The organism is Nostoc cycadae WK-1 (assembly GCF_002897135.1).
Classification (GTDB): domain Bacteria; phylum Cyanobacteriota; class Cyanobacteriia; order Cyanobacteriales; family Nostocaceae; genus Nostoc_B.
This window is the reverse complement of record NZ_DF978422.1, coordinates 153,348-169,111: the sequence shown is the minus strand read 5'-3', so window position 1 is coordinate 169,111 and position 15,764 is coordinate 153,348. Positions and strand designations below refer to the sequence as shown.

At 42.5% G+C, this 15,764-nt stretch carries 13 protein-coding genes; 6 read left to right on the top strand and 7 right to left on the bottom strand.

Annotated elements, in window-relative coordinates; genetic code table 11:
- Positions 1 to 151: 151 nt before the first annotated feature.
- Positions 152 to 1,051: a Bpu10I family restriction endonuclease gene (locus NCWK1_RS02835; RefSeq protein WP_245894809.1), complete on the top strand. Its 900-nt coding sequence runs from the start codon at positions 152 to 154 to the stop codon at positions 1,049 to 1,051.
- Positions 1,052 to 1,295: 244 nt separating this feature from the next.
- On the opposite strand, the gene NCWK1_RS02830 is transcribed toward NCWK1_RS02835, so the two are convergent.
- Together NCWK1_RS02830 and rimI are read right to left on the bottom strand one after the other, a co-directional pair.
- Complete coding sequence (locus NCWK1_RS02830) at positions 1,296 to 3,767, bottom strand: ATP-dependent Clp protease ATP-binding subunit (RefSeq protein ID WP_096580359.1); 2,472 nt, start codon at positions 3,765 to 3,767, stop codon at positions 1,296 to 1,298.
- A gap of 560 nt (positions 3,768 to 4,327) precedes the next feature.
- Positions 4,328 to 4,876 carry a ribosomal protein S18-alanine N-acetyltransferase gene (gene rimI, locus NCWK1_RS02825; RefSeq protein ID WP_096580361.1) on the bottom strand — a complete coding sequence of 183 codons (549 nt, stop codon included), beginning with the start codon at positions 4,874 to 4,876 and terminating at the stop codon, positions 4,328 to 4,330.
- A gap of 194 nt (positions 4,877 to 5,070) precedes the next feature.
- Between rimI and lysA the strand changes: the two genes are divergently transcribed.
- From lysA to uppS, 3 genes are all read left to right on the top strand, one after another.
- Positions 5,071 to 6,468: a diaminopimelate decarboxylase gene (gene lysA / locus NCWK1_RS02820; protein ID WP_103123642.1), complete on the top strand. Its 1,398-nt coding sequence runs from the start codon at positions 5,071 to 5,073 to the stop codon at positions 6,466 to 6,468.
- A 159-nt stretch (positions 6,469 to 6,627) separates the two neighbouring features.
- Positions 6,628 to 7,551: a diadenylate cyclase CdaA gene (gene cdaA / locus NCWK1_RS02815; RefSeq protein ID WP_096580365.1), complete on the top strand. Its 924-nt coding sequence runs from the start codon at positions 6,628 to 6,630 to the stop codon at positions 7,549 to 7,551.
- Positions 7,548 to 8,297: a polyprenyl diphosphate synthase gene (uppS, locus tag NCWK1_RS02810; protein ID WP_096580367.1), complete on the top strand. Its 750-nt coding sequence runs from the start codon at positions 7,548 to 7,550 to the stop codon at positions 8,295 to 8,297. The genes cdaA and uppS overlap by 4 nt, the downstream gene beginning before the upstream one ends.
- Positions 8,298 to 8,353: 56 nt before the next feature.
- Here the strand turns inward: uppS and NCWK1_RS02805 are convergent, their stop codons facing one another.
- Both NCWK1_RS02805 and NCWK1_RS02800 read right to left on the bottom strand, forming a co-directional pair.
- Positions 8,354 to 8,626, bottom strand: a complete 273-nt coding sequence (locus NCWK1_RS02805) for a DUF3143 domain-containing protein (RefSeq protein ID WP_103123641.1) — start codon at positions 8,624 to 8,626, stop codon at positions 8,354 to 8,356.
- Between the two features lie 31 nt (positions 8,627 to 8,657).
- Positions 8,658 to 9,203 carry a J domain-containing protein gene (locus NCWK1_RS02800; protein WP_096580371.1) on the bottom strand — a complete coding sequence of 182 codons (546 nt, stop codon included), beginning with the start codon at positions 9,201 to 9,203 and terminating at the stop codon, positions 8,658 to 8,660.
- A gap of 150 nt (positions 9,204 to 9,353) precedes the next feature.
- Between NCWK1_RS02800 and NCWK1_RS02795 the strand changes: the two genes are divergently transcribed.
- Positions 9,354 to 10,235 carry an RpnC/YadD family protein gene (locus NCWK1_RS02795; protein ID WP_103123640.1) on the top strand — a complete coding sequence of 294 codons (882 nt, stop codon included), beginning with the start codon at positions 9,354 to 9,356 and terminating at the stop codon, positions 10,233 to 10,235.
- An 18-nt stretch (positions 10,236 to 10,253) separates the two neighbouring features.
- On the opposite strand, the gene NCWK1_RS02790 is transcribed toward NCWK1_RS02795, so the two are convergent.
- Positions 10,254 to 11,252, bottom strand: coding sequence for a DnaJ C-terminal domain-containing protein (locus NCWK1_RS02790; RefSeq protein ID WP_103123639.1), 999 nt, complete (start codon positions 11,250 to 11,252; stop codon positions 10,254 to 10,256).
- Positions 11,253 to 11,525: 273 nt separating this feature from the next.
- A complete protein-coding gene (gene dnaK / locus NCWK1_RS02785) occupies positions 11,526 to 13,607 on the bottom strand; it encodes a molecular chaperone DnaK (protein WP_103123638.1) in 2,082 nt (693 codons plus the stop codon).
- Between the two features lie 324 nt (positions 13,608 to 13,931).
- Between dnaK and NCWK1_RS02780 the strand changes: the two genes are divergently transcribed.
- Entirely contained in the window at positions 13,932 to 14,783 is an 852-nt protein-coding gene (locus NCWK1_RS02780; RefSeq protein WP_103123853.1) for a M28 family peptidase, read from the top strand.
- A 3-nt stretch (positions 14,784 to 14,786) separates the two neighbouring features.
- Here the strand turns inward: NCWK1_RS02780 and NCWK1_RS02775 are convergent, their stop codons facing one another.
- Positions 14,787 to 15,698, bottom strand: coding sequence for a bestrophin family protein (locus tag NCWK1_RS02775; RefSeq protein WP_096580377.1), 912 nt, complete (start codon positions 15,696 to 15,698; stop codon positions 14,787 to 14,789).
- Positions 15,699 to 15,764: the final 66 nt, after the last annotated feature.

Below are 15,764 nucleotides of genomic sequence, written 5' to 3'. Positions count from 1 at the left end.
TTCTCTCTACGGAAAGTGACAGAAGAGGGTTATTACACCGAGAGCAGAGATTTAACGAAAAATTTCTTTGCCAGTACAATCAGGTAGGTAATGCTGTACCTCCTATTCTTGCTAAGGTAATTGCAACTCATCTTCTGGAAAAATTAGAGCTATGCCCACAAGTGATAGAAACCCTTTAGTTCATGGATCTAATCTAGAACAGAAGGAGAATCACCGGAAAAAATACCGTGATCCTGAAAGTAAAAGATATCTCACAGAGATTAGAACTGAGTATAATAATTGGCACTCAGCCAATCTCCAATTAGTGGGGCCAACATCTAAACTTACGGAGCAAGATGATGCCATTATTGCTAGTAGGGTAAAACTTCTTTCAGCATACAAGGACTTTTTAGATCAGCAACATTATGCTGAAAAGTTTGACTCTAGATCCAACCTCCACTCTAGTGTACTGGAAGAATTTCTTTACTATTTGTTTAGAGATTTAGCCAGAGATTTTGGAGAAAATGCTCTCATTGGTAAGTCTCATACATTCAAAGATATTTTCTTTGTTCCACCAAGATATTCTGAGATGTTAAAACGTCCCTATGCACGTATTGAAAAGAAAGATCATGATTTTGTAATTGGTGCAACTGTTCACGCATCTCTCGAAGCAGCAACCCCACCTGAGCAAGATGAAAATCCTGGTGAAATGCTAACACTTATTACAGAAGAACCAGAAAACTATTCTGAAGTTAAGGTCACAGGTAGTACTGAAACACACATTTTTGATATACCAGTTGTTGCAATTGAATGTAAAACTTATCTAGATAAAACTATGCTTGAAGGTTCCTCACGAGCAGCAGAGGATTTAAAAGCAAGAAATCCAAATAGTTTATATATTGTACTCATGGAATGGATCAAGCTGACCAGTGATGTAAATCTTCGGAAATATAAAGTTGACCAAATCTATGTGCTACGTCAGCAGAAAAACACTGACAGAGAATATAGATATGAAGAAACATATATTAAAAATCCAATTAACCCAACTGTGATTCAACATCTATATTTATAAAGTGCGGAAACATCTAATAATGGACTGGACTGGCGGAATTGAACACGGAATACAGAGGGGGTGGCTAATTGACGAGTAGTTAATCAACTATGCCTTTTGTGGTTTGTTTATCACTTTAACTTATAACTGCAAATATTGATATTTGTTAGCAAAGATCATTAATTTCAAAATTAATAAAAACGGTAGAGTAATTAACACTCTACCGGTTGCTAATATTTATTTGAGACTCAATCCCAAATATTAACTAAGACTCAATTCCTTGAGGTAACAACTCTCGGCGCTGTTGAGAACTGACTTGCACGTTGCCGTTTTCATCGACATCAACAACAGCGGTATCGCCATCTTTGATGCGACCAGACAGAATCTCTTCTGCTAGGCTATCTTCTAACAAGCGCATAATTGCCCGACGCAACGGTCTTGCGCCATAGCTGGGGCTGTAACCTTCTTGGATGAGCCTGTCTTTGAAGCGTTCGGTGACTTCTAAGGTGATGCCTTTTTCTGTCAGGCGACCAAACACTTCTTTGAGCATGATGTCGGCGATTTGGGTGACTTCTTCCCGGTTCAATTGACGGAAGACGATAATTTCATCCAAACGGTTGAGGAATTCTGGGCGGAAGTACTGCTTGAGTTCTTCGTTAACCAGAGTTTTAATGCGGTTATACTGCGATTCACCAGCATCTTCATTAAATTCAAAGCCGATGGTGGAAGCGCCTTTTTCAATTACCTTGGAACCGATGTTGGATGTCAAAATCAGCAAGGTGTTCTTGAAGTCAACGGTGCGACCTTTAGCATCGGTTAATCGCCCGTCTTCTAAAATTTGCAGCAGCATATTGAAGACATCGGGGTGGGCTTTTTCGATTTCGTCGAACAGCACCACGGTATAAGGACGACGGCGTACAGCTTCGGTTAATTGACCGCCTTCGTTATAACCAACGTAACCAGGAGGCGAACCAATTAGTTTGCTGACGGTGTGGCGTTCCATATATTCCGACATATCCAGGCGGATCATTGCTTCTTCGGAACCGAAGAAGTAAGAAGCCAAGGATTTTGCCAACTCAGTTTTACCTACCCCAGTCGGCCCGGAGAAGATAAAGCTGGCGATGGGTCGGTTGGGGTTTTTCAAACCGACACGCGCCCGACGGATTGCCCGTGAAACTGCTTTCACTGCGTCTTCTTGTCCGATTAATCGCTGATGCAAGGTGTCTTCCATGTGCAGCAGCTTCTCGGATTCAGACTCGGTGAGCTTGTTGACTGGTACACCTGTCCAGGAAGCAACGATGTGAGCAATGTCTTCTTCGGTAACAACTGGTTCTACACCGTCACCACTTGCACCGTTGGTTTTGCTTTGAGCGATCGCCCGGATTTCGGCTTTGATTTCCATTTCCCGATCGCGCAGTTCCCCGGCTCTGTCAAAGTCTTGGGAACGCACTGCATCATCTTTTTCTTTTAAGATTTGGCGCAGTTCTTTATCTAACTCTTTGGCTGCGGGGGGCAGTTGGGAGTTGATTAACCGCACGCGCGAACCTGCTTCATCAATCAAGTCGATGGCTTTATCTGGCAAGTAGCGATCGCTGATATAACGGTCAGACAATTTCGCTGCTGCAATCAAAGCTTCATCAGAAATTTTCAACTTGTGATGTTGCTCGTAGCGATCGCGCAATCCATGCAATATTTCTATAGTTTCATCAACTGATGGCTCACCTACCATTACTGGTTGGAAGCGGCGTTCTAAGGCTGCATCGCGCTCGATGTGTTTGCGGTATTCGTCGAGGGTGGTGGCACCGATACACTGCAATTCACCTCTGGCCAAGGCTGGCTTGAGGATATTTGCTGCGTCGATTGCACCTTCGGCTGCACCTGCACCAATTAGGGTGTGTACCTCATCAATCACGAGAATGACGTTACCCGCCGAGCGAATTTCGTCCATGATTTTTTTCAGGCGTTCTTCAAATTCACCCCGGTATTTGGTACCTGCTACCAGCAAACCAATATCTAGTGTGACTACACGCTTGTCTTCCAGGATGTCGGGGACATCTTTGTTAGCAATGCGGCTCGCCAAACCTTCAGCGATCGCAGTCTTACCAACCCCTGGTTCACCAATCAGCACTGGGTTATTTTTTGTCCGGCGACCCAAGATTTGAATTACGCGCTCAATTTCTTTCGCGCGTCCTACGACTGGATCAAGTTTATTGTCCGTCGCCATCTGGGTTAGGTTCGAGCCGAATTCATCCAAGGTAGGAGTCTTAGTGCGTCCCGATTGCCCGGTCGCCGAAACCTCTGCTGTTTCTCCCAGCATTCGGATGACTTGGGTTCTTACCTTAGATAGATCCACCCCAAGGTTTTCTAGCACCCTGGCTGCTACACCTTCCCCTTCCCGGATCAGGCCCAACAGCAGATGCTCGGTGCCAATGTAGTTATGCCCTAATTGGCGCGCTTCTTCTAGGGATAGTTCCAGAACCCGCTTTGCCCGTGGCGTAAACGGAATTTCCACGGCCACAAAGCCTGAACCCCGGCCTATAATTTTTTCTACTTCAATACGGGCATCTTTGAGATTGACACCCATTGATTTCAGCACCTTGGCCGCAACTCCTGTGCCTTCCCCAATCAGACCCAGGAGGATCTGCTCGGTTCCCACAAAGTTGTGACCTAAACGGCGGGCCTCTTCTTGGGCCAGCATGATTACCTTAATGGCTTTTTCTGTGAAGCGTTCAAACATGGCATTTTTCCCATCACCTGCGTCGTGCCGGTACGCTGATTTTAGCACAGGCTAAGGTTTTGGGTGCCTGTATCACAGATAATCAACATCCAAGGAAGACTACTCAAATTGATGGGTGGATTTGTCAACTGTTGATGAATTTTGCTACGGCTACTGACTTGAGGAGCTTTGATTTACTAGCTTTTCAGCTTGGCTTGTAAATAGTTAGCCGTGATGATTGTAAATTAATTTTTACCAGTCACAAATATTAATTATTAGCATATTTTGACTGTAGATGTCAAAATTTTCTCAAATATATTTTTTATTTAAAACAGAAAAATTATATTTATTAAATATTCTAATGAATTAACAAGTGTAAAAGTTCATTTTTTCTTGGTTGTGAACGGTGATTTGTCCTTTGACATTTGTCATTAGCTGTTTTAGTTCCAGTGCTTTCTCTGATCCCGCTACTAGAAAAGAAAGCTTTTCATATTTGGTTATGAGGTGAGCTTGTGAAGAATTCGCTGGAGAAAGTGCTGATGACTGAGCAAAAATACCAGCCTCTTAATCTCTCTTTTCGGCTAATTAATCAACTGCCAAGAAAATTGATTCAACTGTTTGCTGACAGTAGTGTGCCAGTTGTCTAAAGTTGTTTGAAACTTTGGATGCTGCAACTCTGATAACCAAAGAATTAGGGCATCCTCGCCATTATCTTTGTAATAACGCCGTCGTAACCCAGCGGTTTTAAAGCCAAATTTCTGATATAAGGATATAGCAGCAAGGTTAGAAGCTCTAACTTCGAGGGTGGCTCGCTCTAAACCGCGATCGCCAGCTGTCTTCAAGAGAGCATACAATAAAGCCTGTCCCAAACCTTGACGGTGATATTGGGGATGAATTGCCAAAATTGTAATGTGGGCTTCGTCTACAATCGACCAAAAGCAACCCATCCCCAAAAGTTGAATACTAGACAATGGTGCAAATAACCCAAGTAATTCGCTGTTGGGACTGTCCAACTCTCGTTGGTAGCCATCCATTGTCCAAAGACCACCAAAACAAGCTTGATCAAGTTCGAGGATTGCACTTAGATCATTGGTTGTGAGCGATCGCAATTGTAAGTCTGATGAAATCACAATTTATTCAAAGTGCTGAGTTGAAGGTGCTGAATGTTGAGTTTAAAGACCACTCTGACGTGGTAGTTGATTTATGCCTATGCGAAGTTTTCTCGGATTTTTTACTTTACTCAGCACTCAGCACTGTGTTGGTAAACTGAAAATCGGGATACTTCCTCACGCCCTTAATTTGAACAAGGACAATCTATATAGTTATGGTATCGACTCACCCCACTGAGGTTCAACATACTGGAACTCAGTATTTGCCTCAAAAGCGCAACCCAAACGAAACTATTTCGCCTAACCAGGAACTATTACCTTTAACGGCCAAAGTTAATAGTGATGACTGCCTGGAAATTGGTGGGTGTGATGTCACAACCCTAGTTCAGCAGTTTGGTTCGCCTTTATATATTTTAGATGAAGACACTCTCCGTTTAGCTTGTCGGCAATACCGAGATGCGTTTAAGCAATACTACCAAGGTGAAGCTCAAGTATTGTACGCTTCCAAAGCATGGAATTGTCTAGCTGTTTGTGCGATCGCTGCCTCTGAAGGGTTAGGAATTGATGTTGTTTCTGGCGGTGAACTCTACACAGCTTTAACTGCTGGCGTTAGTCCGGAGAAAATTTACCTCCACGGCAATAATAAATCCCATTCAGAGCTAGTTTTAGCAATTGAATCTGGTGTGACGATTGTCGTTGATAACTGGCAAGAATTACACAATTTGGTGGAATTGACCCAAAACACCCAGCCAGTCCGCATCATGCTGCGGTTAACTCCTGGGATTGAATGCCACACCCACGAATATATTCGCACAGGACACTTAGATAGTAAATTTGGCTTTGACCCCAACGACTTAGATGAAATGTTTACCTTTGTTAGCAAGCAACCTTCCTTGAATTGTATAGGCTTGCACGCTCACATTGGTTCGCAAATTTTTGAACTGCAACCCCATCGAGACTTAGCCGCGGTGATGGTGCAATGGTTCCGAGATACTGCTAAGTATGGTTTAAATTTAACCGAACTCAATATTGGTGGTGGGTTAGGTATTTGTTATACAGAATCAGATGATCCCCCAAGTATTGAAGATTGGGTAAAGGTAATTTGTGAAGTTCTTCAAGAAACTTGTGCAGCCGAAAATTTGCCTTTACCAAAGCTATTATGTGAACCAGGGCGATCGCTGATTGCGACATCTTGTGTAACTGCCTATACCATTGGTGCAACCAAAATAGTCCCAGAAATTCGTACCTACCTATCTGTTGATGGTGGAATGTCCGATAATCCCCGGCCAATCACTTACCAGTCAGTTTATCGGGCTGTAGTTGCTAATAAAATGTCGGCTCCGATCACACAAACAGTCACAGTAGCTGGTAAACATTGCGAATCAGGAGATATCCTAATTAAGAATGCCCAACTACCAAAAACTGAACCAGGCGATATCCTAGTGGTTATGGCAACTGGTGCTTACAATTACAGTATGGCATCTAACTACAACCGCTTACCCCGTCCAGCAGCAGTAGTAGTGGCTAATGGCGAAGCAAATTTGATTTTGCAGCGCGAAACTTATCAAGATTTGATTCGGCAAGATTGCCTACCAGAGAGACTTAAGATTTAGTCAAAAGTCAAAAGGAGCCAGTGCGTTGGGCGGCTTGGCCGACTTGTAGCAACTGGCGTTCCATAGTCAAAAGTTCATAATCAAAAATATTGGACTATTGACTATTGACCATTGACTATTGACAAAAAGTATTAGAGACAGAAAGATAATCCAGATGTCATGAGAGATTGGTCAAAGCATTGGCTGACAAACCTAGGATGGTCGCAGTCCTTGCTACTTGGGACTCTGGATATTGTATTAGTGCTGGCGCTGACGTACATGATACTAGTTATTATTAGCGAGCGCCGGACACTTTGGATGGTGCGAGGATTTATTATTTTAATGCTGGCATCGGCAATCAGCGGTAGATTGGGCTTACCCCTGCTAAATTTTGTCCTAGAAAAATTAGTGATTGGTTGTGCTGTGGCGATGGCGGTAGCCCTACAATCAGAATTTCGGAGATTTTTGGAACAATTAGGCCGTGGAGAAATACGCCAGTTATTTCAAACATCCAGTTTGTCCATCCCCAAATCTGATAGTGTGATTGATGAAATTGTGGATGCGGTTAAAGAACTTTCAAAAAACCGAATAGGAGCTTTGCTAATTTTGGAAACCACTGGCCCAATTGACGAGCGAGATTTTTCTGTGCCTGGAGTTAAGCTGAATGCTGAAGTCTCTAAGGAACTTATACAAACAATTTTTCAGCCGAAAACTTTGTTACATGATGGGGCGACTTTGATTCGCGGCTCAAGAATCGTATCATCAGGTATAATTTTACCACTTTCGGGACGCACAGCCTCGCGCCAGTTGGGTACACGCCATCGGGCAGCAATGGGAATTACTGAGCGGGTCGAAAATTGTATTTGTGTAGTTGTATCAGAAGAAACGGGTTCTATTTCCCTAGCGGAACGGGGAACCCTAAATAGACCACTGACCATTAGAAAACTCAAAGAGTCCTTAGAGGCTCGCTTATCTCCAACTGTAGATCGGGAAGCAGTGGCTCCTGGTCTGTTAAGCTGGGTGCGTCAGATTGGTAGTAAAGCACTGGTACTAGTTTCACGTTTACTTGGATTACCATCGACCGCTTCTCGAGATAAAAAATGACTGTACAACAAACTGAACTGCTATATTTGCCTCCCGACTTGAAACGGGAACTACTGCCCAAACACGTTGCGGTGATTATGGATGGCAATGGTCGATGGGCTAAACTTCAAGGTTTGCCGCGAATCATGGGTCATAAGCGTGGTGTTGATGCTTTGAAAGACTTGCTGCGTTGTTGCAAAGACTGGGGAATTGAGGCACTGACAGCTTATGCTTTTTCTACAGAAAATTGGAAAAGGCCGCAGGAAGAAGTAGATTTTTTGATGACTTTATTCCAAGTAGTTTTACGTCAAGAACTGCGGGAAATGGTTGAGGAAAATGTGCAAATTCAGTTTGTGGGAAATTTGCAGGCTTTACCGCGATCGCTGCAAGATGAAATTACCCGATCAATGGAAGCCACTAAGAATAATCGCAGTATTAAGTTTTCTGTGGCAACTAATTATGGCGGACGGCAAGAAATTTTACAAGCTTGCCGCGCGATCGCCCAAAAAGTTCAGCAAGGTATCCTCAAACCAGATGAAATTGATGAATCAGTATTTGAAAGCCATCTTTACACTGCTGGAATTGATGACCCTGATTTATTAATTCGTACTAGCGGGGAAATGCGCCTTTCCAATTTTCTCCTCTGGCAAATGGCTTACGGGGAAATTTACATCACTGAGACTCTTTGGCCTGATTTCGACCGCGCTGAGTTTCACCGGGCTTTATGTGCATATCAGCAACGAGATCGGAGATTTGGCAAAGTCTAAAATCTGAAATATAAATTTCATCCTTTTTCATACTTTACCCTTGAGACTTCGACCTTTTAAGGGCCAGAAAACACAGCTTGTTCTATATCTTCACGGCTAAGAGAATACTTGAAGGAGCGTTGGATGTCTTGTTGATTGTCTCCAGCCTCAAGATATCTAACTACAATTTGCTCAATATCTAGCCAAAGTTCAGCTTGCCAATCGGATCTTTGCACACGCCAACAATGACGTTGTGTTTCATCTTGTTGACAGCCTTGGTCTTTTAACCATTGCTCAATTTGTGGCAGAGGATGATTATATAAAGGGGTATCTGCTGGCAGAATAGACATAATAATTTGAGATTTTGAGGTAGGAAACTGTTTATTTGAATATGGAAAAGTTATAGTTTTGAGACTCTCCAGAACTAGTTAATTGGGATACATAAGAAATATGCTTCTCGACTTTGGGGGTAAGTAGAGGAGATTGGGTTTGAAAAGCAGCTTCACCACGAGCAAATCCAATCGCCAGTGCTAGTAATAAACATCCTACAAAGGTCAGCCCCAGGATAAATAAAGCGAAGATTTCGCCAGAAGAAAGCGGGCGATCGCTGGCATCAAGGTAAGCTGATTTAGAGTAATCATAAGAATAACGCACAGGACGATGCAAATCCGCAGGTGCTTGAATTACACCAAAGCGAGAATAGCCAATTTTCAAGTCATAGCTGAGTCGCCGTTCTGGATGGCTTAAAGTGGCATAAGCTTCATTAATTTGCTGAAATTTAGCTGTAGCAAGGGTAGCAGGTAATTCTGTAGTGTCAGGATGATAGCGCTTGCTTAGTTCCCGATAAGCACGGCGAATATCAATCACCGATGCTGAGGGATGCAGTCCTAGCAGCGAGTAGTAGGAGGTTTCACTACTTTGTGGCATGGCCCCATTTTGATTCACGGCTGTTTGAGGTTGGCGATCAAGTTTTTTATAATATTGTAAACCTCCTACTCCTGCTCCATACGAATCTTTTATTGTGATGGCATGTACAAGGTACGATAAATTTCATTGCCTAAGTGCCTCTCCATATCGATGTCCAAACGCGCAGATGTTAGCACTAAAAAATTAATCAGCCTTGCACCTGACAACTGGGTAAGATGGGTAACAAAAATACCTGATGTCATTGCTGGGGAAATTCTCAGTTCTGAATTTCAATGGATCAGCAGAGAAAGTGATGTTTTAGTCCGTGCTACCAGTCTTGAATACGGTGAATTTCTCGTCCTCAACGAATTACAATTACGCTATCAATCGCAAATGCCGCGTCGGATGCGTGCATATTCAGCCCTGGCCGAAGAAAAATATAATCTACCAACATATCCTGTTTTAATTAATATTCTGAAGACTACTAATGAACCAATACCTACTAGTTTTGAATCAAACATTGCTGGATTGCGGTCATTACAAGATTATCGTGTGATTAACTTGTGGGAAGTTGATGTGAATATTGTTTTGGAACAACCTCTACCATCTCTACTTCCCTTTGTACCGATTCTTAGAGGTGGTGAAAATGAGTCGATAATTCGAGAAGCATTACGAATTCTCCGTGCTGATGAACAGCTAAACCAATTAGAAACAGTCTTGGCTTTTTTTGCTACGTTTGTTTTAGAAAGTGCGTTAGTTCAAGAAATTATGAGGTGGGATATGGCTGTGTTACGTGAGTCACCTTGGTATCAAGAAATTTTACGCGAAGGCGAGGCGCGGGGTGAAGCGCGGGGTGAGGCGCGGGGTGAAGAACGTGGTCGACGGGAGGAATTATTTTCCGGGATTGAACTGGCCTTGGAAATTAAATTCGGCAATGCTGGGTCAGAGTTGATGCCAAATATTTCCCAAATTAGTGATTTACAGCGATTAAAAGCTATTCAACAAGCGATTAAAACTGTTAACACTATTGAGGAACTGCAACAACTTTTATAAGTTCGTGAGTAGAAAAACCTAACCTAGTAAATCAGCGCGGGGTTTAAAGGTTTCAATTTGCCGAATTTTTTCGTAAAGTTCTTTTTCTTCGGGGCTAATATTTTTTGGTGTAATTATCTGAATCTCCACCAATTGATCGCCGCGTTTACCATTGTCGGTAGGGTAGCCTTTATTTGCCAAGCGGAATCTTTGACCAGACCTAACACCTGGGGGGATGGTCATTTTCACAGGGCCATCGAGGGTGGGTGCTTCAACAGATCCGCCGAGAACTGCTTCACTGGGAGTTACGGGTACTTGACAGGCTATGTTTGCACCTTCTAATTTAAATAAGGGATGTGGCTCGACAGTAATTTTTAGGTATAAGTCGCCACCGCTGATACCTTGGTTTTTTAGGCGGATACTCTGACCTGTAACCATAGCTGGAGGCATTGTCACTTCTAGCGATCGCCCATCTTCTAAACGAATGCGCTCGTTACCACCTTGATAAGCTTTTTCTAATGGTAAGGTTAATCGAGCTTCAATATCTCGCCGGGCTGGTTTTGGCGGATTTTTAGGAACTGTATATTGAACTCTGCTGTTCGGCGAACGAAACGGATCGGTTTTTGTAGTACTGCCATTTCTGGTATCTTGGCGACTACCAACACCTACAACTTGATTGATAAAGTCTTCAAAATTAGCAAATTGACTGGAATCTACATTTTGATTGCCATTGCTGCGATCGCTTGGACGTTCTCCCCAGCCTTTGGTTTTTGGCGTTTGTTTGTTCCCAGCAAAGCCTTTTTGCTTCCAATAGCGGCTAAACTGGTCGTATTGCGCTCTTTTGGCTGTGTCGGAAAGCACTTCGTAAGCTTCGCCAATATCTTTAAATTTTTCTTCAGCGGCTTTATTCCCTGGATTCAAGTCAGGGTGATATTGTCTAGCTAATCGCCGATAGTTCTTTTTAATTTCTTCATTAGAGGCATCTTTATCTACTCCTAAAATCTCGTAGTAATCGCGGAAATTCTGCAAATTTTGCATAGTTCAGTTATTTAAATTTAAATTTTAGATTTTAGATGTTGGTAATAATTATTAAGTAATCAGTACGTAGAAGGCAGGAGACAGGAAGCAGGAGGCAGAAGGTAAAAGCTAGTATGTGATAGGGTTTCACAGGTTGGCATTTTATATTTAATTATGTCTACCTACTTAATACTATTGACTCATTACTTATTACTTATCACCAACGGCTAAATCCGTATTTTGAATCAAATTTCTCACCTTAGTAACGGTGGTTGTTGCCATCTAAGGGCAGTATTACAACCAATCATCGTCATTTTCATCCCAATTATCTTGATAACTAGGGCGGGATGTGCGGCGAGATGGGCGACTGTCATAGGCTGAAGAACGACTGTCTCTACCGTATTCTCTGCCATTGTCTCTACCGTAGTCTCTACTGTTATAGGAATCGCGATCGCGGTAATTATCTCGGTAGTAATCAGGTTCCCGTTCTCTTTCTTTATCGCCGCCTCCTGTGAAAATTTCTTTAATTGTGCCGAACAAGTCATCGTCTTCGTCTTCAGCATAATACTGGCGGACTTCTCGGTTTAGTTCATAAAGGGCATCTTGCAAGTCAGCGTAGGCTTGATCAATGCCGCGATCGTCGTTGGCTTGTAAACTCTCCTTGAGTTCGCGGCTGATATTATCAATGCGTTGGCGACGACTGCGGGCAAATTGCATACCAAATTCTAGGGCTACTTCTCGCAGCTGTCGTTCTGCTTGTAAAATCAATGCTTCGGAACGGGTGCGTTTTTCGACTCGTTCTTTACGTTCGCGATCGACATCAGCGTATTTTTGCGCGTCCTGAATCATCCGATTAATTTCTGATTCACTTAATGTGGAAGCACCTTGAATAGTGATACTTTGTTCCCTGCCTGTTGTTCTATCTAAGGCTGTTACCTGTAAAATCCCGTTGGCATCAATATCAAATGATACCTGGACTTGGGGAATGCCGCGCGGGGCTGGGGGAATACCATACAGCTTGAACCGTCCCAGAGATTTGTTATCTCCTGCCATTTCCCTCTCACCTTGAACTACGTGAATTTCCACGGTATTTTGGTTATTTTCCGAGGTGGAGAAGATATCCGAACGGCGGACTGGGATGGTTGTATTACGGGGAATGAGTTTTTTCATCACACCGCCGATAGTTTCCAATCCCAAAGATAAAGGTGTGACATCCAACAACAGCAAATCCTTCAGTTCGCCGGCGAGGATACCTGCTTGAATGGCTGCACCAACGGCGACAACTTCATCAGGGTTAACATTTTCGTTAGGTTCAATGCCAATTAAGTCACGGACTAGTTGCTTAATCATCGGGATTCTGGTTGAACCACCAACTAACACAACTTCTTCGATATCTTCTGGCCTGAGTCCAGCATCTTTTAATGCCCTTTTGACTGGTGTGCGGACGCGTCCGACTAAATCACTACACAAACCTTCAAATTGAGAACGCGTCAGACGAGTTTCGATATGTTTTGGCCCGTCTTCTGTGGCGGTGATGAAGGGCAAATTGATATCCGTGATGCTCACAGCAGATAATTCAATTTTAGCTTTTTCTGCGGCTTCCATTAAACGTTGTAGAGCTTGGCGATCGCGTCTTAAGTCTACACCTTCGGTTTCTAAAAATTGCTCTGCTAACCAATCTACTATCTTTTTATCAAAGTCATTTCCACCCAGTTGGGTATCACCACTGGTGGCTTTAACTTCAAATACCCCATCGCCAACGTCTAAAATGGATACGTCAAAAGTTCCACCACCCAAGTCAAAGACTAAGATGGTTTCGGTGTCACCTCTATCTAAACCGTAAGCTAAAGAAGCCGCAGTGGGTTCGTTGAGAATTCGCAACACTTCTAAGCCGGCAATTCTGCCAGCATCACGGGTTGCCTGTCTTTGAGAATCGTTAAAATAAGCAGGAACTGTCAAAACTGCGCCTGTAACTGGTTCCCCTAAATAACGGCTGGCATCATCAGCTAATTTCTTGAGTACCATTGCCGAAATTTCTTCGGGGGCAAAATCTTTACTCAGGCGGGGACAAGCAACTTTGATATTCCCGATTTCGTCTTTGCGGATGGTGTATGGCACACGCTTAGAATCTGGGCTGAGTTCACCATACTTTCGTCCAATAAAGCGTTTGACTGCAAAAAAAGTATTTTGCGGGTTGAGGACGGTTTGCCGTCGTGCCATTTGCCCAACCACTCTCTCGCCATCTTTGCTGAAACCAACTACGGAGGGTGTTGTTCGCATTCCTTCTGCATTGGCAATCACCACCGGCTTGCCACCCTCCATCACGGCGACTACTGAGTTGGTTGTACCCAAGTCGATGCCGACTACCTTGCCCATGCGTTACTCTTCTCCTAGTGTGTCTTATATCTATTAATTTATTATGATTGGCCAGGACTACCAATAGCATGAAGCTATTAGTGGAAAACACCTCAATGGTATAATAGTCAATTAAGGCAAAAGTTGAATAAATTTAAGGTTAAGGAGCTAGTTGCAAAACTAGGATAGCATTCACAATGCTGAGTATGTCTAAGTAGCTGGAAATCTCCATAGTCGAAAAACTCTACTTTATCAGCGCTTTAAGTTGGGTAATCCACCCTTTTTTCATTGATTGTTGACTTACTCCTGATACTCAGAAGTTTATTTGAAGAACACTTGCAAGCTTTGAATTTACAAGAGCAATTACGAATTCATCTGTATGAAATCGCCAGAGAACGCGATCCTTTCTTCGCCACAGCAGGACATTTCTTTGTCCAAGAATACATTCGTCAAGAATTAGCACAATGGGGAAGTGTGGAAATCCACACCTTTGTAGTGAGAGGGAAAACCTGCAACAACCTGATTTTAAATTTATCAAGTCAAACAATAGGGAAGCACCAAGATTTACCCCCAATTTTGATTGGGGCGCACTATGATGCTGTACCTGGAACACCAGGGGCAGATGATAATGCTACAGGTGTAGCGGTATTATTAGAATTAGCGCGGAAATTTGCAGCGGAACCTGCTAAATATCCCTTGCGGCTAGTAGCTTTTGATATGGAAGAATATGGCTTACTAGGCAGTACTGAATATGCAAGTTTATTGCATCAACAACAGCAATCACTCCGCTTAATGATTTCTCTGGAAATGCTGGGTTATTGCAACTCTACCCCAGGTTCTCAGGCTTATCCCCGTCCGTTGGAGAAATTTTATCCAAATCAGGGTGATTTTATTGCTTTAATTGGGAATTTGCGGACAATTCGGGATTTAATCAGTCTCAGCCGGAATATTCGCAAAGCAGGTTTACCCAGTCAATGGCTACCAGTACCTAACCGAGGCTTAATCGTACCTCAAACCAGACTTAGTGATCATGCACCTTTTTGGGATTTGGGCTATCCAGCAATTATGGTGACAGATACGGCATTTTTACGGAATCCCAATTATCACAAACCTAGTGATAATATTGCCAGTCTAGATTTAGATTTTCTGACAAGTGTTTGCCAAGGTTTAGAACAGGGAATTAGACGGTTAGCTTAGTCTTTAAATGGCGATGTTATCTGGAAGCGATCGCACATTTGGCGGCAAACTAATTAAATCATCAATATTGCGTTTCATGGTGTTGCAAATTGCATCTAGTGGTAAGTCATTGGCATCATAACCAAAAGGATTTTCGATTTCTAAGCCGATAGCCTCAATGCCAAACAAGGTAAAACTAATTAAAGCGACAATTAAGCCTGTCCACCATCCTAAAGTTTCTACCATTTGAAAGGGCAATAAGCAGCAATACAATAACAATAATTGCTTGAGATGTATGGCATAAGCTAAAGGCATAGGAGTTCTTAAAATCCGTTCGCAAGAGCCTAAATTATCGACTAAATTATTTAATAGTTCTTGCAGACTAGTTAACTGGTAGCTATTTAAGCATTTGCGGTCATACTGTTGTTGTAAATAGTCACCAATCCAAAAAGCAACTTCTAAAGGTGGATGGTTCATCGTCTGCAATTTTATATACTTAGATGTGGGAATTAATTCTTCTAGTTCACTGTTAATTTTTTCTTCTCTTAAATGCAATTTAGTTGTAACTGCAAAGGCTACTAATAAACGTAAGGCAGCAACTTTATGTTCTCTATCTTCTGGAGATACTTCGTCAATAGATACCCAAATTTGTCGGGCTAAATTACGTACAGTGTTGACTATAGATCCCCAAGCTTTTCTACCTTCCCAAAACCGATCATAAGCAGTATTTGTCCGAAAAACTAATAATAAACCTAAGACAATACTGGGAATAACATTTCCTAAAATTGGTTGAGATACAGGTAATTTTAAATAATAAAGAACCGAAATTACAACACCAAAAAATCCACACCAAAAAACTCGTGGATAAATTGAAGATATCACCGAGCCTTTCATCTGAAAAGCCATTTTAGACCAACTGATTTTTTCAACTGCCATGCAATTCCCCTAAAAATCTTCAGCGAACCAAGCAAGTAACTATCTGATAACTTAAAAATCATAACC